Annotated in this window: 17 protein-coding genes and 1 pseudogene; 10 read left to right on the forward strand and 8 right to left on the reverse strand. The window is 46.4% G+C overall.

Translation table 11 applies throughout. The features are described 5' to 3' along the window. Positions 1-7: 7 nt before the first annotated feature. The 3 genes from SO_RS07830 to SO_RS07840 all read right to left on the reverse strand — a co-directional run bounded on the left by SO_RS07830 (position 8) and on the right by SO_RS07840 (position 5,802). On the reverse strand, positions 8-3,235 hold the full coding sequence (locus SO_RS07830) for an nSTAND1 domain-containing NTPase (protein ID WP_011071845.1): 3,228 nt from the start codon (positions 3,233-3,235) through the stop codon (positions 8-10). Between the two features lie 367 nt (positions 3,236-3,602). Beyond that, positions 3,603-4,934, reverse strand: a complete 1,332-nt coding sequence (locus SO_RS07835; RefSeq protein ID WP_011071846.1) for a DUF4785 domain-containing protein — start codon at positions 4,932-4,934, stop codon at positions 3,603-3,605. 10 nt (positions 4,935-4,944) lie between these two features. After that, the gene (locus SO_RS07840; RefSeq protein ID WP_011071847.1) at positions 4,945-5,802 is read right to left on the reverse strand and encodes a lipase family protein; all 858 of its coding nucleotides are present in this window, start codon (positions 5,800-5,802) and stop codon (positions 4,945-4,947) included. Positions 5,803-6,294: 492 nt separating this feature from the next. Between SO_RS07840 and SO_RS07845 the strand changes: the two genes are divergently transcribed. From SO_RS07845 to SO_RS07885, 9 genes and pseudogenes are all read left to right on the forward strand, one after another. Continuing rightward, positions 6,295-6,642, forward strand: a complete 348-nt coding sequence (locus SO_RS07845) for a hypothetical protein (RefSeq protein WP_011071848.1) — start codon at positions 6,295-6,297, stop codon at positions 6,640-6,642. A 165-nt stretch (positions 6,643-6,807) separates the two neighbouring features. Beyond that, positions 6,808-7,113, forward strand: a pseudogene (locus SO_RS07850) (helix-turn-helix domain-containing protein); the annotation flags it as partial. Positions 7,114-7,264: 151 nt separating this feature from the next. After that, positions 7,265-8,200, forward strand: coding sequence for an HlyD family secretion protein (locus tag SO_RS07855; RefSeq protein WP_238560588.1), 936 nt, complete (start codon positions 7,265-7,267; stop codon positions 8,198-8,200). Then, positions 8,197-9,171, forward strand: coding sequence for an ABC transporter ATP-binding protein (locus tag SO_RS07860; protein ID WP_011071850.1), 975 nt, complete (start codon positions 8,197-8,199; stop codon positions 9,169-9,171). Before SO_RS07855 ends, SO_RS07860 begins: the two co-directional genes overlap by 4 nt. After that, positions 9,161-10,282, forward strand: coding sequence for an ABC transporter permease (locus SO_RS07865; protein ID WP_011071851.1), 1,122 nt, complete (start codon positions 9,161-9,163; stop codon positions 10,280-10,282). Before SO_RS07860 ends, SO_RS07865 begins: the two co-directional genes overlap by 11 nt. Positions 10,283-10,592: 310 nt before the next feature. Further along, a complete protein-coding gene (locus SO_RS07870; RefSeq protein WP_011071852.1) occupies positions 10,593-11,879 on the forward strand; it encodes an acetyl-CoA hydrolase/transferase family protein in 1,287 nt (428 codons plus the stop codon). A gap of 309 nt (positions 11,880-12,188) precedes the next feature. Further along, positions 12,189-12,536, forward strand: coding sequence for an NTF2 fold immunity protein (locus SO_RS07875; RefSeq protein WP_238560564.1), 348 nt, complete (start codon positions 12,189-12,191; stop codon positions 12,534-12,536). A gap of 120 nt (positions 12,537-12,656) precedes the next feature. Then, positions 12,657-13,184 carry a DUF4303 domain-containing protein gene (locus tag SO_RS07880; RefSeq protein ID WP_011071853.1) on the forward strand — a complete coding sequence of 176 codons (528 nt, stop codon included), beginning with the start codon at positions 12,657-12,659 and terminating at the stop codon, positions 13,182-13,184. Between the two features lie 476 nt (positions 13,185-13,660). Next, positions 13,661-15,184: a winged helix-turn-helix domain-containing protein gene (locus tag SO_RS07885; protein WP_011071854.1), complete on the forward strand. Its 1,524-nt coding sequence runs from the start codon at positions 13,661-13,663 to the stop codon at positions 15,182-15,184. Positions 15,185-15,203: 19 nt separating this feature from the next. Here the strand turns inward: SO_RS07885 and SO_RS07890 are convergent, their stop codons facing one another. From SO_RS07890 to SO_RS07900, 3 genes are all read right to left on the reverse strand, one after another. Next, on the reverse strand, positions 15,204-16,205 hold the full coding sequence (locus tag SO_RS07890; RefSeq protein ID WP_011071855.1) for a lipoprotein: 1,002 nt from the start codon (positions 16,203-16,205) through the stop codon (positions 15,204-15,206). 417 nt (positions 16,206-16,622) lie between these two features. Then, positions 16,623-17,174, reverse strand: coding sequence for a DUF1415 domain-containing protein (locus tag SO_RS07895; protein WP_011071856.1), 552 nt, complete (start codon positions 17,172-17,174; stop codon positions 16,623-16,625). Positions 17,175-17,202: 28 nt separating this feature from the next. Further along, positions 17,203-17,796 carry a LysE family translocator gene (locus tag SO_RS07900; RefSeq protein ID WP_011071857.1) on the reverse strand — a complete coding sequence of 198 codons (594 nt, stop codon included), beginning with the start codon at positions 17,794-17,796 and terminating at the stop codon, positions 17,203-17,205. A gap of 315 nt (positions 17,797-18,111) precedes the next feature. On the opposite strand from SO_RS07900, the gene SO_RS07905 reads away from it, so the two are divergent. Beyond that, positions 18,112-18,717 (forward strand): DUF4136 domain-containing protein, encoded by a 606-nt coding sequence (locus tag SO_RS07905; RefSeq protein WP_011071858.1) that lies wholly within the window; start codon positions 18,112-18,114, stop codon positions 18,715-18,717. Between the two features lie 147 nt (positions 18,718-18,864). Here SO_RS07905 and SO_RS07910 read toward each other — a convergent pair whose 3' ends face one another. Together SO_RS07910 and SO_RS07915 are read right to left on the reverse strand one after the other, a co-directional pair. After that, on the reverse strand, positions 18,865-19,689 hold the full coding sequence (locus SO_RS07910) for a DUF2797 domain-containing protein (RefSeq protein ID WP_011071859.1): 825 nt from the start codon (positions 19,687-19,689) through the stop codon (positions 18,865-18,867). 355 nt (positions 19,690-20,044) lie between these two features. Next, positions 20,045-20,698, reverse strand: a complete 654-nt coding sequence (locus SO_RS07915) for a DedA family protein (RefSeq protein ID WP_011071860.1) — start codon at positions 20,696-20,698, stop codon at positions 20,045-20,047. Between the last annotated feature and the right edge of the window lie 179 nt (positions 20,699-20,877).

A 20,877-nucleotide genomic window follows, 5' to 3' on the forward strand; every position in this document is an offset into this window, starting at 1 on the left:
TTTGGGGTTAAAATCTAGTGTTTTGTATTTGAGATTCAATTAATAACTTATTTAAAGACTCATCATTAATGACTTCACCTAAGCAGTCAATAGACTTAATGTAGGGAACAGTAAAGTTTGGTGATTTATCTTTTTCAATTATTGGTGAAAGTAGTTTTTTTGAATCGAGGCATAGTTTATGTTTGATATTTTTGTCTTTAGCAGTTTTCGCCTCTAATAAAATGCTTTCTGATAATTTAGATATGTAATTAGTGTTTTGGTGGTATTTTTTAGATAGTTTGAAGAATTCATTTTTTGCTTGCATGACAAATTCTATACTCTCAGAAAATCTCCCTTGTTGTTGGAGTTTTTTTGCTGCTGCCAGAAAGAAGCTGGCATAAACATCATCTTTCTTTGATGAAGAGTTTAATGCAATATCTGAGTCAATTAATGATTTTAATCTTTCAATTTCATCACCTACAGAATGAGAAAAAACTAAGACTTTGAAATATTGGTAATACTTTTGGTTTTCCCAAATATCATTATTAGGATCTTTCTCTAGTGCTGTTGAAATAGCTTCTAAACCAAGTCTGGCTTGTTTTAGAGCCTGTTCGGGTTGGGCTTGATAGTCATATAACTCTGCAAGAATTTGATGACTAGCTGATAGTCTATCTAAAATATATGGCTGCTTATTATTTTTGCTTAATTCTTGTTGGAGCTGAGTGTGGATTCGTATTGCCGAAATTACATCACCTTGTGAAACCGCAGCACTGGCTAACCAAGAGCGTGTATCGGCCACATCTGCAATTAATTGACTATCCTCTGGTGCTTTTGCCAAGGCGAGCAATTTAAGCCTTAATGACTCCTCAAAATCTTGCTGCGCTTTAGCAAAGTCCTGTTGTTTCATCGACACTGAGCCCAAGGTGTTATGGGCATAGGACAGCTCCATCAGCGCATCTTTATCCTCGGGCGCTAGGGCATACATGGTTTGGCTATAGGCTAAGTATTGCTCGAAGAACGGCCGCGATGCCGCCCAATCACTCACATCATATTTAAGCTGACCCAACCAAAAGGCATTGGCGCCTAAGGTTTTTAGCAGGGCTAAGTTGTCTGGCTGCAACTTAAGCAGCGGCAGCATTTTTTCCTGTGCGGCGAGTAGGGCGCTGCGGGCTTCATCGATTTTATTGCGTGAATAGGCGACTTCGCCCATGGCCTCTAGGGTTTGTCCATGCTGGAAGCGGGCATCGAAGCTTAAGTACTTTTCATCGTCTTGGCTGGAGAAATCCGTGAAATATTCCAAGGCCTTATTACTGATCCCGTCGAGTAAGTCCATCCGGCCGATGCCGCGCATCTTATCGGCGAAGTCACCCACCATAAACCCGAGCAGATCTTCGGCGGCGAGGCGTTTTTGCTGGGCCAGCTTCTCGGCTTCGATACTGCGAACGCTCATAATGACCGAGGTTAAGGTGAGTACGCACAGCAGGGCGACTGTGATGCGCCTCGTCCAGCATAGGATTGTGGCGTGTTTGCTGGAGGCGGCAATAAAGTCGGTTTCCCGCTCGTCTAAGTCAAATAAGGGGTTTTGCCTGAGGCTTTGGGCTTCTTTTAAGGGTTTACCCTCAGCGAGTAAATAAGCGCTATGTTTGGCTTCGCTTAACCAGCGCTGGGATAAATGCTGGAGGCGGCTCTTAATACTGAGGCTGTCCTTATGTTCGCTGATCCACGCCGTCGCCCTTGGCCAGCGGCGCAGCAGAGCTTCGTGGGCGATGCTAAAACAGGGCTCACCATTTTGCAGATGGGACACAAATAAGCGGCTGTCGACCATGGCTTGTACTAGGGCGGTTTCGGCTGAGTTTTGCAACTGCGACCAGCGGGCGGTACGGCTGGTGATGGATTTTTCATCCTCACGCAGGGTGACTAACAGGGACAAAATCCGCGGCAGACTGGCTTTTTCGGCATCGGTTAAATGGCAAATCGCCTGCTCGGCATTTTTACCGATAGCGCCTTCGATACCGCCCAAGGTGCGATACACGGAGACTAATAGTTTGTCATCGTCGCTGCGTTGTAAATACAGCGCCTGCAAGGTGTATTGCAACATAGGCAACGCATCTGGGTTACTGGCGGCATCGCTACAGAGCATTTCATCGAGCGGCATGGCAGTGTCGCTATCGATTTCCCAAGTTAAATTGGCGGCAATTGCCGGCAGGCGGATCATTTGCAACAGCTCAGTGCGAGTGGGCGGCGCTAAGTCGAAATGGGCGCCGCGCGCTTTGCCCGCCATCAGGCTGGGGTAATTGACCAGCAGCGGATAAAAATCGTTACGACAGGCACTTAAAATCAGTACCACATGGGAAGTGGCAAGGCGCTCTAACAGCTCGATAAAGGTGCTGCGCTCGGCATCGCTAAACAGCGGCGATGATAATAAGACCTCTAATCGGTCGATAAACAAGGCAAAGCGTGGCGTAGCATAGGTCTGATTTTTAAGACTTTGTTTACATATGTCGACAATGCTCTGCGGATCTTGCTCAAGCTTGGTGGCAAGCGTATCGGCGCTCATTCCCTCAAATACCGGGGTGTCGTTTATCTCCCAGTCGAGCATGGCGCTGGCCAGATCGGTGAGCAGCTGTCCCTTGCTGACATCGGCAAAATCGAGGCTGCTATAGGCCACAACCCCAACACCATTAAAGCCATTGGCAGCCATTAGGTTAGGCAATACGCCGGCATTAATTAAGGAGGATTTACCGCTACCACTGGGGCCTAAAATTAAGCAGAAAGCGCGGCCAAATTGGATTTGTTGGCTAATGCGATTCAGCAGGGTGCTAATTTGCTCGCTGCGGCCGAAGAACACCTCGGCATAGTTGGCACTGTAGGCTTGCAGGCCCGGAAAAGGCGAGCCACCTTGCCAGGTTTGTGGCGTGGCGCTGGCCTCGTGGCCGACGGGAAAGCGCACCTCGGCTAAGGTGCGATAACCGCGCTTGCGAATGGTTTCAATGTAACGGGATTCGGTGGCGCTATCGCCTAAGGCGCGACGTAACTGGTTGATAATTTTGTGCAGCGGGTTATCACCGGTATCTACCCCCGGCCAGCAATGGCTGACAATTTCGTCGCTGCTGACCACTTCACCGGCGTTTTGGCAGAGAAATAACAATACATCCATCGCCTTAGGTTCAAGTTGTTTAACTTGTTTACCAAGGAGTAGGCTGTTGGCGCTGGGATTGACTTGCCATTCACCCAAAAAAAATGTGCTGTCACTCATAGGATTTCCATTGCTTGAGCATCGACTACGGCTGGGGAAGCGCGGTGCCGAGAGTCATTGTTATTTTTATATTCCATTTGCAGCTTATGCGATGGCGTTTCGCCTCAAAACATTGGCATTATGCCTAGACTATTTGTTATTTAAAAGCAGTAAGCTTTTATAATCAATGTAAATTTTATCTATAGATTGTGAATAAATTTTGTAGTGACACCCATGTTTTGTCACAGGGTTGGGGGATTGCGCGATAATTGTACTTTCACTAGGGCATACAGTTGGCTTAGCAGCATAAACCCAGATTACGGGTAAAAAAGAGTGCCCAAGGTGAGCACTCAAAGCGGTTGGGAAGGGAGAAATGGGGTAAATTGAGTTAGCGAGTGAGCACCAGTGCATTGGCCTGAAAACTTAACCGCGCCATTTGCCCTTGGTCTTGCAGCTCTAGCTCGTTGAGCTCAAAGGGCGGTTGCAGGCCTGAGGCTTGGATAAGTTTGGGGTCAAACATCAGCTTAAGTTTAGGGGATTCGGGCGTTAACCAAGTCGCCGCTTGGGTGCGCATAATCGCCACTTTTTGGCCCTTAGCGTTGGTGCCCGTTAGCACGCCACTAAGGCCAAAGCGTCCCGCTTCGGCGACAGTTAGCTCAAAGTTGACTTGATTCGGCACGCCTTTGTCCCAGATGGTCAGCACGTCGGGCTTGATGCTGGCAGAATTCACATAGGACTTAAATGCAGTTTTCACTGTGCGCTGCACAGGGCGGCCATCGACTTGGGTTTGCACTGTGACTTCGATTTCACTCAGCCCGGCATTGCTGCTGGCAAGGGGTAAGTCTGCGGGCACTAAAGCCTGCCATTCATCCCCTTGTTTCACCATGGCCAGTGCTTGCTCTGTGCCATCGGCCTGTTTGAGTGTTGCCTTAGGTTCAAACGAGTTATTGCTTTGGCTTAAGGTGAGTTTAACCCCAACCGTTTGGGCATCGGCAGCGATAGCCGTTGGCGCCTTAATGCTCAGTTGATAGGGCGAGCCTTTTTCCTTCACATTGACCAGATAGTTGGCCTTGGGGATTAAGGGCTGGCTGACTTGCAGGCGATAGGCTCCGGCCGTTGCCTTGTCTGACATTTGTAGCGCACTGGAATCATCGGCTAGCCCTGCGCTGGCTAAGGCGTCGGCACTCACCAGTGATTTAACTAAAGATTCAGTCGCTTGTGGGCTGCTGGTGTTTTTACCCTGCGGCGTTTGGCCTATCCGCTGAATTTGCACTCGCTCGGGGGCGATCGCCTCGGCATGCATTAAGGCACCGCTGCTAACATCGCCACGGGGCGCAATCCGCACTAAACTGCCGGCTTGGCTTAAGTTGAGCTGTACGCCGGCATTAAGCTCAGCGCCGGTGACATTGAGCCAATACTCATCACTTTGGCTTGACTGCTCGAGCGCGGGTTTGCTGGCTTGATATTCACCATAAAGTGGCGTGATAAAGCTGATGTAATCGGTATTGGTATTAATTGGCGCGAGGGTGGGTGAGGCGATATTGGTATCGACAATATCGCTATCACTGGGCACGGCCAAGGTTACGCCCTTGGCATACAGAGGGCTGGTTTCTTTTTGCGGCTCAGGCGTTTGCGTTTCATCCTGACAAGCCGTGAGCAAGCCACCTAAGATAATGAGGCTGACCAGTTTGCTTAGGGTGCGGAGTGTAAAAGGTTGCATGGTAGACTCCTTAAATATGATTGCGGATCAGCGTGTCTAAATTAAAGCAAGCACGGCGACTTTGCTGATGGCTAAGCGGCTCTTGGCCCCGAGTTTTTTGTTTATCGGTAAACCAAACTGTGCCTGCGGCTTTTTGGGAGCTGCAATTTAAGAAGCCGTCGGAGCAGCTATCGAGCCAGTTTTGGGTGGTTTCGAGGGCGACCTGATACTGATATCCCGCACAGTAACTGTCACTGTCCCAAATGGCGGAATCCACGTCCGAGCCAACAACCACTTCAAAGGGTTTACCTAAACGTGGCCGACCTGCGGTGCCAAAGAGCCATGTGTTGTTGTAGTGTGCCATCCAGCCGACTTGCTGCTGTTTGACCGCATTGCTGCCATAACCTAAGAGCCAACCTAGGGTGGTTTCGAATACATTGCCTTGATTAACCGCATCGGCCAGCGGCGTGCCGCCACTTGAGGGCGCAAGAGCAATAACCTTTGAAGTGGCATTGATCACCGCAGGGTAACGGCTATCCCATGTGGGATTGGATAAAATCCACCGTACCACATTACCGCCATTGGAATGGGTTAGCAGGATTAAGTCATCAATATTTTTCGCTTGGATGAAGCTATTGAGCTGAGTGGCGAGGCAGCCCGCGGCTGCTTCTTCCCACATATATTGGTCGAAGTCGCAGTTAATAACGGTGTAATTATTGGGGACGGGTATCCCTTGGCGCACCGAATTTACAAACTCCGATGTCCAATAGTCGGCTAAGGCATTGGTTTGTTTTCCTGTTCCGTGGACAAAGGCAATACCTGTTGCCGCAAATACAACGGGGCTGACAGCTAACAGACCCAAGAGCATTAAGGTGGTTTTTATCTTCATGGGCGTTTCTCATCTCTTAGTGATTGAGCGCGGCCTTGCGGTGTGTGGTAATCATTAACATAAATCTGGTGTCTGTGCCGATTGACGTTAAGTTGCACTCTGGAGCAAGGCAATCTTATGCTGGTTTTAAGGGGGGCTGAGCAGTAAAACCACTGGGAGTAAAAGTTTATAACTTAAGTGACCTTGCTATGGTTGGCAGGGTAGACTCTTACTCTGGGTTATTAACCTAGCCGCAACATTTTCGGCTGGCAAGTAAAAAAATCATCATACAATTTAATGACATAGCGACAATTTTTTGACTTTGTTTTAATATGGTCTAAATGACAGCTAATTGATTGATCAGTAACTGCTAATAAAACGTATGGCATATTTAGCTGTTTGAATTAGCAGAAATGGCTCAAGATTTTTTTACTTTGACGTTTAAGCCGTGATTGTTTGGATATAGAGTTTTCACATTTATTGGAGGTGCCTTTGGCCATCACACAACAGGAAATGAGCCGCTGTTTAACCGATCTAAATTGCCGTAGCAATTTTTCAGTTAAGAGCATTACCGAATATATGTTGCCAGGCACGAAGGAAGCCTTTTATCTGCATATGGATGGCAAAACGCCGCAACTGATTATTCGCCCCGCGTTTGAGATATTTTCGGGTGAATTTACCTCCTTAGCTGGCGTGCATGCTAAGTATGACTATTACCACAGTGCCGAAATGACGCGATTTCCCAAACGCTTACATAAAAGCCTGACCGAAACCCACTATGGATTGGCGTTTAGTTTTGATTCCATTGATGCGGCGCAGCAATTTATCGAACGCTTAAGCGCTATCGTTAAAGGGGCATGACGCGCTTAAGCAATAAACTAAAGCGATGAACTTAAGCTTTAAACCTCGGGTTTAAGTATTTAGGTTAAATTCCTCAATTTGAATCAAAATGAGGAATTTAACTGCTGCCTTTTCAAACAGCTTTTCAGTATATTCATCAGTAGATGAATTCTGCTGGAGCTTGTTATGCCGCTCACTCCGACTCGCCCTAGAGGCGTAATCCCCTTTGCTGCTCAACTTGAACACTTACAGGCTGCGGGTCGCCCCAAAGGGAACTCTGATGCGCGGCAACGGCTGATCACTGCCGCAGTAATTCTTTTCAGTGAACGAAGTTATCCAACTGTTTCTACACGAGAAATCGCTCGTGAGGCCGAAGTGGATGCCGCGCCTATCCGCTATTATTTTGGATCTAAGGCGGGATTATTTGAGCAAATGGTGCGGGAAACCCTCGCGCCTGTGTTGATGCGCCAGTTTGGCCTTTCAACCACCCAAGGGTCTGATTTATAACGTTTAGCGCTGCACAATATGCAGGTTTTACCGAGGGCGTATTGCGATCGCCAAGGAGTGAGTCATGAGTTTATCCAAGGGGTTAGCGATTGGCAAAAGCGCGCTTTTGCACAAGGAACATGGCGTAAACATCGCGATGGTGATGATGTTTGCGGCTGCATTGCTTCAGCTGGCGGGCTGTGGCGATGAGTCGCCCCGAGTGCTGGGCACGGTTGAGCGCGATAGGTTAACGCTCACTGCGCCCGTGGGGGAGTTAATTCATAAGATCAATGTGGTCGAAGGGCAACAGGTAAAGGCGGGCGAGGTCTTGCTTGAACTCGATAGTACGGCCGTTAATGCTCGGCTTGCACAGCGCCAAGCCGAGCTAAAACAAGCACAGGCCAAATTCGATGAGGCTGTGACAGGTGCGCGTTTTGAAGACATAGATAAAGCCCGCGCCGTGCTCAATGGCGCCAATGCCAGCGTGAAAGAGGCTAAGCAGAGTTTTGAGCGTACGCAACGGTTATTTAAGACTAAGGTGCTCAGTCAAGCGGATTTAGATGCCGCGCGCGCAGCAAAGGATACCAGCCTTGCTAAGCAGGCCGAAGCCGAGCAAAGCTTAAGATTACTGCAAAACGGCACCCGCAGTGAGCAGATCGAGCAGGCTAGATCGGCCGTGGATGTGGCAATCGCAGCCGTGGCGCTGGAGCAAAAGGCGTTAAAGGATTTAAGCCTAGTGGCGGCGAAACACGCAGTGGTGGATACCTTGCCTTGGCGGGTGGGGGATAGAGTGGCAGCCGGTAGCCAATTGATTGGTTTATTGGCAATCGAGCGCCCCTTTGTGCGGCTGTACCTACCCGCAACTTGGCTTGATAGGGTCAAGGCGGGCAGTCATGTGGACATTTTAGTTGATGGTCGCGCAGCACCGATTGCAGGCACAGTGCGTAATATCCGCAGCCAGCCCGCTTATACTCCTTTTTATGCGTTAAATGAGCGCGATAGGGCTAGGCTGATGTATCTAACCGATATTGATATCGCCGAAGAAGGACAGAGTTTAGCAACGGGAATGCCTCTAGAGGTGCGATTGCCATGAATGCCGCGTTTGCCATCAAAACCCATGGAATGACCCGCGCCTTTGGTGGCGTAAATGCGGTGGAAAATCTCGATTTAGCCATTCCTAAGGGCACCATTTATGGATTTTTAGGCCCTAATGGCTGCGGGAAATCAACCTCCATCCGAATGCTTACAGGGCTACTCAGTCCCACCTCGGGGGATATTCGGGTATTGGGGGAAACCTTGCCCGGCGCCGAGGAAAAACTGCGCCGCCGTATTGGTTATATGACGCAAAAATTCTCCCTGTATGACAATTTATCGGTGCGGGAAAACCTTGAATTTGTCGCGCAAATTTATGGGCTTAATCGCCGTGAAGCCAAAGCGCGTTTAGCCGAGTTGCTCCATTTATACGATCTGACTGGGCGTGAGAAGCAAATGGCGGGCTCCATGAGTGGTGGGCAGAAACAGCGTTTGGCCTTAGCTGCCGCAACTTTACATCACCCCGAACTGTTATTCCTCGATGAGCCGACCTCGGCGGTGGACCCTGAAAATCGCCGCGAATTTTGGGAGCGACTGTTCGATCTCTGCGCTCAAGGCACCACGATTTTAGTCTCGACCCACTATATGGATGAAGCCGAGCGTTGCCATGGTCTTGCGATTTTAGAGAAGGGGATAAAACGTGCCGACGGCTCGCCGCAGCAATTGATGGCGGCCATGGGCGCTAGGGTGGTTGAAGTCTCAGGCGACGATTTACGCACACTAAAACAATCGCTGCTAAGCGACCCCAACGTATTATCGGCGGCGCAAATAGGTAGCCGTTTACGGGTATTAGTGCAAAGCAGTATTTGCGATCCGCTGGCGTGGTTAAGCCCGCAGGTGGCGGGGCGGGCGTTGACAGAAGTTCGTCCCAGTCTTGAGGATGTGTTTGTGACCTGCACGGGCGGGCGTGCGCAGTTATCACCTGCAATCCTTGGCCATGTTGTGCAAGGGGAGGCCAAACATGCTACGTAGAATTTGGGCGGTTGTGGTCAAAGAACTGAGGCAGTTATCGCGGGATCGTATGACCTTCGGCATGATCGTCATGATCCCTCTGGTACAGCTGATGTTGTTTGGTTATGCGATTAATACCGATGCGCGTCATTTGCCGGCAGGCTTAGTGAATTTAAGTGATTCATCCTACAGTCGTGCCTTAGTCAAGGCGGTTGAGGCGACGCAAGTGGTCGATTTTAAACGCAGTTATTCGAGTGCTGCACAGGCGGAGGCGGCCATTACGCGGGGCGAAGTGAAAGCCGTGTTGTATTTAGGGGCCGATCTGGATGAGCGTTTAGTGCGCCATCCAGCGTTTGCGGGGCAGGCCTATTTTGCCGAGCCTGTCGGTCAATGGTTGGTGGATGGCTCGGATACCGTGGTGGCATCGACCATTCGCAGTTTAAGGCAAATGCCGCTGGATGAAATTACCGGCAGGACGCTCAAATCGAATCCACCCAGTTTTGAGGTGGTGCAGTATTTTAACCCCGAGCAGCGCTCGGTGGTGAATATTGTCCCTGGCTTATTGGGGGTAATTTTGACTATGACCATGGTGATGTTTACTTCGGCCGCGATAGTGCGCGAGCGTGAACAGGGTAATATGGAATTTTTAATCACCACACCCGTACGGCCGCTGGAGTTGATGCTGGGTAAGATAACGCCTTATGTATTAGTGGGTTTTGTACAGGTGACGATCATTTTATCCGCGGGACATCTATTATTTGATGTGCCTATCCGAGGCGGGATCGACTCCATCGCCTTTGCTGCGATGTTGTTTATTTGTGCCAGTTTAACCTTAGGTTTGGTGATCTCGACCATAGCCAAAACCCAGCTGCAATCGATGCAAATGACGGTATTTATCCTCTTGCCCTCGATTCTGTTATCGGGATTTATGTTCCCCTATGAGGCCATGCCCGTGGCAGCGCAGTGGATTGCCGAAGCCTTGCCTGCTACGCACTTTATGCGCATGTCCCGCGCGATTGTGCTTAGGGATGCCGAGGTGAGCGATTTGCAATTTGATGCGCTGTGGATGATAGGCTTTACCTGCTTGGGGTTGCTGGTGGCAAGCCTGCGATTCTCCAAACGTTTGGATTAAGGTGCGGGCTCTCGCTTTGGGCGCGAGTTTTGACTTAACGCAAAGTATTGGTAAAGATTTGGACTAAGTAGTTGAAATGGATATTAGTTACTTTAGAACTCGCTTACACTGCTGCTAACAAAATGTTCCTTTTATGTGACGACTTAGCGTATCCCTTAGCTCGAAACGTGTAGAGCGATAGGTGTAAATCGATACGTGAGGTTATCAGCTCAGTGCATGTGAAGGCCTATTAGGACTGAGCAGTGCGGCGTGCATTAACGCTGCATCCCACGTAAAAGGAATGGGGATTAGCTTAGTGAAGGAATTCTGTATGCCTGCGATTGTGTGTCAAAGTGCCCTCGAAGCGGTTTCGTTAATCCGAAGTGGTGAAACACTCTGGACCCATTCCATGGGGGCAACCCCAAAAGTGTTATTGGATGCGCTGGCAAAACATGCGCTCACTCTCGATAATATTACGTTATTACAGTTACATACTGAAGGTGCTGAGTCCTTAAGTCATCCAAGTTTATTGGGACATTTACGCCACCGTTGTTTTTTCGGTGGTGTGCCTACAAGGCCGTTATTGCAAAGTGGTGATGCCGATTATGTGCCGATTTTCCTCTCGGAAGTGCCCAAACTGTTTCGTAGCGGCGAGCAAAAAATTGATACCGCGATTATTCAAGTATCGCCACCTGATAAACACGGCATGTGTTCCTTAGGCATTTCGGTTGAGGCGACCTTAGCCGCTTGCCAAGTGGCGGGTAAGATTATTGCCCATATCAATCCGCAAATGCCGCGCACCCATGGCGATGGCTTTATCCATATCGATCGTTTTGCCGCAGTGTATGAGCAAAGCGCCAGTTTGCCTATCCATTCCTTTGCCACAGGCGATGCCGTGAGTTTGGCCATAGGTCAGCATGTGGCCGAATTAGTCCGCGATGGAGACTGTTTGCAAATGGGCATTGGCGCCATTCCCGATGCGGTGTTGTCCTGTTTGACTGGCCACAAGGACTTAGGTGTTCACACTGAGTTATTTTCCGACGGGATTTTGCAATTGGTTGAAAAGGGCGTGATTAACAACACTAAAAAACGCTTTTATCCCGGAAAACTGGTTACCGGTTTCGCCCTAGGTAGCCAGAAGTTATACGACTATGTGGATGATAATCCAGCGGTTATCTTTATGGATATCGAGCAAGTCAACGACACGTCTATTATCCGTAAAAACCCCAATGTAATGGCGATTAACTCGGCGTTGCAGGTCGATCTCACCGGGCAAGTGTGTGCCGATTCCATTGGCACTAAGATTTATTCGGGCGTGGGTGGCCAGATGGACTTTATCCGTGGCGCGGGCTTATCTGAAGGCGGCCGCTCTGTGATTGCGCTGCCAAGTACTGCGGCGGGGGGGCGTATTTCTCGTATCGCTAGCGTGTTATCTCCTGGGGCTGGCGTTGTAACTACACGTGCCCATGTGCATTACATAGTGACTGAATATGGCGCAGCTAATCTGAAGGGGCGATCCCTACGTGAAAGGGCGCAGGCCTTGATTAATATCGCCCATCCGGATTTTAGAGAGCAACTGAGTCGCGACGCCTTTGAAGTATGGGGATTAAATTTATAGCTCATAAAATCATGGTGTTATGTTTTAGTTGTGAGTTTGCCATTGAGCAAACGGGTTGATCGTAAAGGTCGGGTTTTCGTAAGTCGTTTAATCGCGGTAAAAGTCATTCGTCCGTCCCGATGTGGTATAAACTCTCGCCCACTTTGGCCGACAAACTTATAGAGAAAGGAGTCAATGATTTAAATGGATGAGATTGAATTAAAAGCATATTTAACAGAGAGGGTGTTATCTTTTTGTACGCGGTGGAACAGTATCGAAAATACCCTCTATACCGAAAGCACTGCCGAATAAGATAAGCTACGGCGGGAATTGCCTACGGCTGAATTCCATTATGCAAAGCGAACCGATTGGTTTGCTTTGCTGAGTGAGCAAATCTCTCCCTTATTTGATGAGTTTTGTACCGATAAGCCCCGTGTTTACGGCGGAAAAGTACGTCATTCCTTCGGCTTTCCCTCAAAGTTTAATGGTGGCGACTATCCTCTTGAGGTGCTAGTCACTTTAAAAAATAAAAGCAGAGCCGAAATCTATATTAAAACCAACACTTACTTCGAAGATGAGTATTTGTTTATTGCCCTTAAAAAAGCCGATGAATGGCGTATCGATAGCTATAAAAACCGCCGCTATGGTAATGAGAAATGGAGCATACAAATCCTTTAATTCAGCTTTATCCGAATGTTTGGAATCAGTAAAAAATAATTAAAATTATTGAGTTGGGTAATGTCGGTTGATTGGAATGATGCACTCATACTCAAAAATATTGTGTAAATGGAACACTTTATGACTTTAGATTACGCACTTATGGCTCGAATCAAAGCCGAGATATTGCGGTTTACAACGGTTGAGGTTGAGCAATTTTTATTCGCTCATCCTGATAAAACCTTTTATGCCTTTGCTTTTGACACCCATGCTGAATACGCAGAATTAAATCTTTGTTTCAATACCGAGGTAGATTTTCAGCAGAGATTAGCCTATTACCAGTCTGGGGAATTCGCTGCGTCATACCAAAGCCCTGAGGCTATTCAAGAGCTTAAATTTAATACTGGCGATTGGGAGTATCAATGCTTTAGTACATGTTACCTGCTTTCTGAGGATGAGTTGCAGGTGATTCAACAGAGCTTACCCGAGGATGACTTTAGTGAGTGGGAGGAGATAGCACGGCAAATACGCGCAGTGTTTACCGAATGTCTAGTGCAGTTTACCCAAACTGAAGTTTATCAAGCGATTCCTAAAACTGATGGTTTTATGGCCTTTAGTATCGACCATGATGAAGATGTTGCTGATATGCTGGCTGCTAGATGTTTATAGTTATTAAACTTAAGTTCTATTAAATCAATGTTTTATATCCATACTTGTCGGCTGTGATGTCCAATTACTCAGATTCTCCGATGGTTCTGTTCATGCCCAACAAGGTTAACAATCATCGCTTAAATATACCCAACATAGGTTGGTTGGATATTGCGAGGGCATTTCAATCTACCTAAGCTATACAAAATAGCCCCGCAGCTTTATTAAATTTAGTTGACTACTACACTCTTCATGGTGAAAATACCGCGTTTTCTTCGTGGTTACTTCGAGATGGTTTTGTATTTTATTGATATAATAGGTTTTTATGTTTGATATTAAATCTCGCTTAGTAAACAAATCGATTGGAGAATGGCATCAATGTATCGCATCCTGAGAAGACATACTTGATGTAGGCGTTGCACCTTGAGGAGCATGTGCTTCGACAATTTTTATCACCTCGCATCCATCAACGCCAAAATACGATAGGTACCTGATTTATGGCTGATATGTTAGCCCAAGCAAAAGCCCGTCAATGTACCATCGCAATCGATGAACTTGTATATGATCCAGCCACTCGCCAATTGAGCAAAAATGCTCAAGAAATTGAATTAGAACCTCGAAGCATAGAACTGCTTGAAGTCTTTTTACAGCAAACAGGTACCCCGATTGCGGCAGAAGACATTATCAGTCGGGTTTGGCAGAGCAATTATATTTCTAAAAATGTCCTGACTAATCGAATTAGTACGCTACGTGCCATTTTTAAAGAGAGCTCGCCAGAACTTGATGCGACAAAATTATTAGTGACTTATCCCAAAAAGGGTTACTACCTCAATGCGACGCGAGTTACTTTAATCGACACCGCTGCTGATCTGATTGCACCATCGAAACCTGTTCAATCAAAGAGAATAATCCATTTGGTTTATATGAGTCTGCTGCTGATTGCGGGCTTTTTTATCTACCAACAGTCGCAAAAATCACCCATAATTGCGCCTGTTAATCCGCTTACCGCAACAACACGACAGGATGCTCATATCACGATTGCTGTGGTTGAATTGGTGCTAAACCGAATTCATGTCACCAATAGTGCTGCTAGTCCTTATGTTACAGCGATCAAAACCGCGCTACTTTCGCAACTCGTCGCTTACCCCTATATCAATGTGCTCAATCAGGATGATCCAACCTATTTTTTAAGCCCGCTCAATGACAATGAATATTGGCCTGGCGATGGCAACACCTTATTTTCGGATTACAAACTTAATTTACGACTCGACAAAGTTCCTACATCCGATCAGCTTACTGCACGGGTAGAACTGGTGTATCACAGCAGCGAAAAGCAAACGTATCGTGGTGAGTATATTCTCTCTACTGGCTCACTCGACCAAGATATACAAAAGATCACTGATGATTTGATTGATTATTTTAAGTTGCCAGTAATAGCCTCTGCCAATACAGAGCAAACTCATGCCTTTATCAATCAAACTTTAGCGCAACAGCTAGATGCTGATAACCCCAGTATGTTTCAGGCCAATTATCTTGCCAGACGACTGTTGCTTGCCCCAGAGCTCAAGTCTGATCAAATACAAACTTGGCTCAATCGTATCGACAAGTTGTTTCCTTTCCCGAGTGAAGAAACTGAAATTTGGCTTGGTCTGCTTGATTTTAGAATTGGAAATCATAAACGCGCACGTGAACGCTTGTTGAAGGGGCACTTCAATAATCAAATCGACAACGCATTTATTTATTTAGTGTTGTCAAATATTGCCCTTAAAGATGATAAACCTGAACTTTTCCGTTATTACTACCTTAAATCATTGGTCTCTTTGTCTTTAGTCGTACCGTCGAAAACGATTTTTGAGCAGTTGTCCCGCGAGAAACTCACGAGTCAATGTTTAGGTGCATGGGGCGAGTTATTCCAAGACAAAGCGCTTACCACTGACATCCATTCTTGGGCAATGTTTGCTAATTATTGTGAAACAGCCGCCCCATATCTTCCTAAAGCCTCAGCAAAAAGGTCGCAATGAAGCGACCTTTAAACTCCAATTAATACTGCTTTGTCAGTAACCCTGAGCCACCGACTGGATGTGCACCAGCAAGGTGATTGATGGCCATAATATCCTCGCCTTTGGCATCCTCAATAAAGCCTATCTTGATAGTTTGATTAGAAATAATTGCACGTACTAACTCTGTACTCGCACCTTGTTTTTGCAGGTATTCCTGACAAGGTACACTTTCTGAGTCATTGATTTTTAAATCAAAATGCATAGTAAGTCCCTGTTTTGCGCTTACCGCTCCCACTGCGATACATTGTGGATTACCTTGCGCATCAGTCATTGATGCAGTCAATTGCACGGGAGCTGAACCATCACGGGTAAACTTGTACATATCATAGTCTAGTGGACTGCCATAAGCAGAGGGCGTTTCCCACTGACTTGGCAGTAAGCTTGTCATCAAGGCCGCGGTTAAAGGTCTTGCTTTGACTTGGATTAATAGTGCCGATAACTGTGGGTTATCGTTAACACGCATCGTAAATCCTTTATCGGTGAACAGCGGTTCGATATTGTCGGCAAATTGATTGGCTTGCAATTGTGCTCTATGAGCATTCGATAGCGGAGTTAACCAAGTATCGCCACGCTCAATACTCGATTGCTCGATAGTACACTTACCTAGTCCATCGCGGTTGCAAAAGTTAACTTTGATATTATTGTCAAATGCGCTTAATTGGTTTGCCTTTGCATTGATGTTATACCAGTCTGCTGTAGTTTTTCCGACTTGTTTTACACTGGCTTGCAACTCTTGCTGAGAAGGATAAAGGTCGAGTGCAAAGCCAACACCTACATATTGACTATAACCGTCGTTACCACGAATAAAATCGCCTTCGTCTTGTGCCAAGCTGAGCAAATAGATCCCTTCAGCATATCTATTTTTGGCTTTAGTGCCGCCATTCTCATCGGGCTTGGGTTTTGTACTGTTGTCTGTGCTTGAACCACCACATCCCATCAACACTGAACTTAACGCAGCAACGAGTAATACACAACGCAACATAAAGCACCCTTAACAATAATGGCTAAGCTAGCCTTAACTTCAATTAAGTAACGACAATCGTTACAACTGCGGCGTAATTTAGGTATCGGTATAAAGGAGGTCAAAAAACAAAAGTGAATTAAATAATAATTTAATCTTAATTTTTATTTAATTTATTGATTTTTAATAGTAAAAGTCGATTTTGAACAGGTGTGATTTTGCAATGATGTGCTCGTGATATCGATACTTCTCTATACAACGGATGCCGCTATCACGCTCATAGCAGCATTTTTATGGTGGGTCACGGGATTGACTGCGCCTCATCAGCTTGGCTTATCGATAGCAATTGCAGCATTTATCCAATAGCAATGAAGCCATCGTTCGAAGCGTAAGGTTAATATTGGGGAATGCCTGAAAGCGTGAGACCAGCTATTTGCGCTAGGATTTCCCCATGCATTCTGCTAACAGTTTGACGAAAAAGTCACTGCCTTTGCGCTCGCAAAAAGCGATATTGCGCTCAGGGATGGATTCGGGATCGGTATAGCTGGCTAAGGCTAGCTCCATACTGGCCTCGCGGATAACATGCAGTGTCGGGTAGGGGGCGCGGTTGGTAAAATTTGCCGCCGAGTCTTGGGGTTCACCCTCGAAACAATAATCGGGATGAAAGTGCGCAAGTTGATAAACGCCTTCATAGTCGTTATCGAATAATTCGTCATTCGCCATATCGACGAGGTCGAGATAGGCATAAAAGCCTTCAAACCCCCGCGGTAGAATAAACAGCGAGGTTTCGTGCTCTGGGTGTGTATCAAGATATTGGCATTCTTCAATCAATGCCTTAAGCACTTGTTTAACTTTGGTTTGTTCCACTACGAGATAGCGAATACTGCCACGCTCAACTTCGCGTCTGGCGAAGGGGCAAATATTGTATTTCATGATCACTTTTTTCACCCAGTTATCGGTTTGTTGAGTGATCAGATCTATCTCATTCATGCTAATGCTTAACTCGTGTTGACCAAAATTAGGGGGTGATCATAGGGATGATAGACGCCACAAGCAAGACAGCCATAGTGATATTGAAGATCTTCTGCTGGCGTTCATTTTTCAAAATACGTTTAAGCGCCACACCAAACCCAAGCCAAACAACGGCGCAGGGAAAGGCCACACATAAAAACACCGTGGCAATGGTGACAACTTGGGGCGTGAGATCCTGTTGTACTGAGGTGAAAGTGGCTATCGCGCCCACCGCCATAATCCAACCTTTAGGGTTAACCCATTGAAATGCGGCGGCTTGCAAAAAGCTAAAGGGCTTAGCGATACTCTTGCCCTCCATTTTGCTACTGCTATTGGCAATTAACCAAGAAAGATACAAAAGATAAATAATCCCAATTACTTTAATGACTTGGTGAATAATGGGATAAGCTTGGAATACCGCGCTTAGCCCTAAGCCGATTGCGAGGATCATGGTTGGGAAGCCAAGGCTAATACCCATCAGGTGCGGAATACTGCGTTTGACACCAAAGTTTACTCCTGAAGTCATCAACATAATATTGTTAGGCCCTGGGGTGATCCCCGATGAAAAGGCAAACAACGCGATAGCGAGTATTAACTCCATAGATAGATCCCACACACTTTTATTGTCATTTTGGGTATTGTGTTAGGGGTATTCCCCTCAAATTTCGCGCCGTTTTTGTGGCTTGCACGGACACTAGGCGAGGCATTCTAGCGGGTAAATTGGGCTGCGCCTATACGCCGGACAGGTTTTATAACGTAACAAATCATAACCATATAGTGAATGCCAAGGCATGAGTGCAATGTAGAGGCAGTTCTTGCCGAACATCCTAATTTAACATTATGATGAATATCGACTTTCAGTCTTGAAAATAGCAACTATCCTTAAGCTGTCAAAAATTGCAATAAGGGAATAAGCATGTATTTATTACAAATAATCAGGCGCTTACTGACAATCGTTATGTTGAGTATGCTAGGCCTTACAGCCTGTGTCAGTGTTAATGATGAGTCGCAGGTGCTACGCACAACGATGGTCACCTCGGGGGATTTGAGTCAATTACCGCCCCGTGCTATGACCTACACTTGGCATCCAACAGTACAGAAGATCTTTGTTGATGACAGGCTCAATCAACAGCAAGTCCTACAACATATGCAAGAGACGCTTAAAAAAGTACTGCTGACTAAGGGCTATCGCTGGGTTGAAGATCCGCAATTAGCGGATTTTCAAGTGGGTTTTGGGGTTGTGATGGGCACGCAAATATCGGATGAGCAGATATTAGCCGTGGCTGGTTTAGTGCCGGGGCTATCGAACCAAGGCGTTGATCCTAAAAAATACGATAAAGGTTCCGTGCTGATTAGCTTTTTTAAACCGACAGGAATAGTCGGTCAGCCTTATGAGATGGTATGGCGAGTTCTTGCCCAAGGATTTGCCAATATTAAGGATATGGATGAAGTGAGAGCCCGCTTCGATGTGTTAATCGATGAAATGCTGTTATCGCTACCCGTCACCCAAGCGGTGAAATAGGGGCTATAAGCCCATATCCCTAGTTAATGCTCTGGACTAGGGATATGGGTATCGTAGACATGAAAAATGAGGTCTTCTTGATTGGTATCGATGTAAGTGTGTTGATAGCTGTCAGAGACACCAACACACTCAATTGACATAAAGTTTTTAGCCAGTTAACGTCACGCTCACTTCATAGGCGGTAAATTTACGGATATTAATTACGCCGGTATCAAAGAGTAAATATTGGCCCTTAATGCCCTGCAAAATCCCGCTGACCACGGCTTCTTTATCAAAGTTATGCGAGGTGATTTTTTTCGGGAATACCTCAATTGGATAATGAATCGTTTGAATATTTTCCTGCAGTCGCTCAATGCTGTAATTGCCTTTTTGCATACCAATTTCATGCAGCTTGGCTTCGATGTGTGGGATAAGCTCTGCTGCCTTAGCCTGTAGGTCGATATCGTCCGCATGTCCTTTCAGCATGGCTTGCCAGTGGGTTTTATCGTTGATGAGCTTGGCTAATTCCACTTCTACTAAACCCGATATTTGTCGTGTCGCTACTTTAAAAATCGGTAAACCTTGAGTTGCACCCTGATCTATCCAGCGGGAGGGCAATTGTGTGTGGCGGGTGATGCCGACTTTGATACCTGAGGTATTTGATAGATATACATAATGCGGCACAAAACAATGGCTTTGTGCCCACTCTGGCTCGCGGCAGGTGCCTTGATCAAAGTGGCAGGTTTCGGGCTTCATGATGCACATATCGCAGCTGGCGAGCTTTTGCATACACACAAAGCAATGGCCCTGGGAATAGCTTTTTTTGGTCTTTTTGCCGCAGTTACAGCAGAAAATATTACCCGTATGAGTAAGGGTTAGCGGCTGGCCAATCAAGGGATTCAGTGGCAGTAATTCTTCACCAACCACCAGTTGATATTGTACTTGCTGCGCTTCATCTAAGTGTGCGCGCAGTTTTTTTAGCGTTCCTAACATGGGTGTTCCTAGGACGTGTTGACGTTTCAGGGTTATTTTTGCAGCAGTTTGGCTGGCGTTTATGCAAGGCAAAGTCCGTGCTGTGTAGTTATTCTACATAAACGGACGATAACGCAGCAGAAACGTCAGCCAAATGCTGCCCGAAGGGTTCGTCTGGCAAGCCCGTGCTCTTACTTTCGGTCATAAGAGCAGCTCGTCATTTGAGTAGAATAACTACACATCATTCCTCGTTTCGCGAGCACGAGCTTGCCAGAACGAACAAAATTTAATCTCGAAACGTCAACACGCCCTAGTGTTTACTATGTCACTGTCTAGCGGGAAGATTAGGTTGTGGCCTCAAAATGTGGGCATGGGATTATAGTTTTTTCTTTTTGCGTAACCATTTGTAAATTAAAGTAACTATGCCAGAGACCAGTAACACAATCGGTAAGTACACAATAATGCTCATAAACTGAGTTTGATATTCGTTAGCGAGTTTACTGTGGCTAATCACATAGCCAAAACCGACCAAAGGAGTAATCCACATCACAGAGCTGATGAAGTTTATCACTAAAAAACGGCTCCATGAGACGCCAGTTGCACCAATAATATAGGGGTAAATTGTGCGTACAAACGGTATATAACGCGCGACGAGCAAAGTTAGTATTCCATATTTATCAATTAGATAAAGTGCTTTTTTCTGATGTTTGTCATCTATATGCGACAGTAGTCTGTGGTACATTTGTGTATGTCCAAGGAAATAGCCCTGCAAGTAGCCTATTGCTGTACCAATAAATGTCGCCACCATTAACAGTGGTACTATCCCCATGTGAAGAACATCTTGATATATCAATACTCCGGTGAGTATGAGTAGGGTATCTCCGGGTAAAAAAGCGGTCGGGATGAAGCCATTTTCCATCACTAAGAAGCATAAAATCACCCCGCTGACCATTAACGTCACATTTGGGTTTGATAATACCGCTAAATCATTATGGATCATGGCTTGCGCGAGTTGATATAACTGATCCATACGCACTACTCCTTGGGATAGGTGATTGAAATGGAGGATATAGCGCTATTGTCGTTTGAAACGGTGTGCTCCGAACACTAAATTTGCTATGCCCTTTGGCAGGTTGAAGTTTATCAAAGGATCCTGATTAGGAAAGAGATGACTTCATTAAACTTTGTTGATTTTGCTGCTAAAATGCT

The organism is Shewanella oneidensis MR-1 (genome assembly GCF_000146165.2).
Lineage (GTDB): Bacteria > Pseudomonadota > Gammaproteobacteria > Enterobacterales > Shewanellaceae > Shewanella > Shewanella oneidensis.

Coding starts and splice junctions, on each gene's coding strand:
- SO_RS07860 (WP_011071850.1), top strand. CDS start 8,197: ATGAATGCCGCGTTTGCCATCAAAACCCATGGAATGACCCGCGCCTTT.
- SO_RS07915 (WP_011071860.1), bottom strand. CDS start 20,698: ATGGATCAGTTATATCAACTCGCGCAAGCCATGATCCATAATGATTTA.
- SO_RS07830 (WP_011071845.1), bottom strand. CDS start 3,235: ATGAGTGACAGCACATTTTTTTTGGGTGAATGGCAAGTCAATCCCAGC.
- SO_RS07880 (WP_011071853.1), top strand. CDS start 12,657: ATGACTTTAGATTACGCACTTATGGCTCGAATCAAAGCCGAGATATTG.
- SO_RS07910 (WP_011071859.1), bottom strand. CDS start 19,689: ATGTTAGGAACGCTAAAAAAACTGCGCGCACACTTAGATGAAGCGCAG.
- SO_RS07840 (WP_011071847.1), bottom strand. CDS start 5,802: ATGAAGATAAAAACCACCTTAATGCTCTTGGGTCTGTTAGCTGTCAGC.
- SO_RS07890 (WP_011071855.1), bottom strand. CDS start 16,205: ATGTTGCGTTGTGTATTACTCGTTGCTGCGTTAAGTTCAGTGTTGATG.
- SO_RS07900 (WP_011071857.1), bottom strand. CDS start 17,796: ATGGAGTTAATACTCGCTATCGCGTTGTTTGCCTTTTCATCGGGGATC.
- SO_RS07905 (WP_011071858.1), top strand. CDS start 18,112: ATGTATTTATTACAAATAATCAGGCGCTTACTGACAATCGTTATGTTG.
- SO_RS07895 (WP_011071856.1), bottom strand. CDS start 17,174: ATGAATGAGATAGATCTGATCACTCAACAAACCGATAACTGGGTGAAA.
- SO_RS07870 (WP_011071852.1), top strand. CDS start 10,593: ATGCCTGCGATTGTGTGTCAAAGTGCCCTCGAAGCGGTTTCGTTAATC.
- SO_RS07845 (WP_011071848.1), top strand. CDS start 6,295: ATGAGCCGCTGTTTAACCGATCTAAATTGCCGTAGCAATTTTTCAGTT.
- SO_RS07835 (WP_011071846.1), bottom strand. CDS start 4,934: ATGCAACCTTTTACACTCCGCACCCTAAGCAAACTGGTCAGCCTCATT.
- SO_RS07865 (WP_011071851.1), top strand. CDS start 9,161: ATGCTACGTAGAATTTGGGCGGTTGTGGTCAAAGAACTGAGGCAGTTA.
- SO_RS07855 (WP_238560588.1), top strand. CDS start 7,265: ATGGTGATGATGTTTGCGGCTGCATTGCTTCAGCTGGCGGGCTGTGGC.
- SO_RS07885 (WP_011071854.1), top strand. CDS start 13,661: ATGGCTGATATGTTAGCCCAAGCAAAAGCCCGTCAATGTACCATCGCA.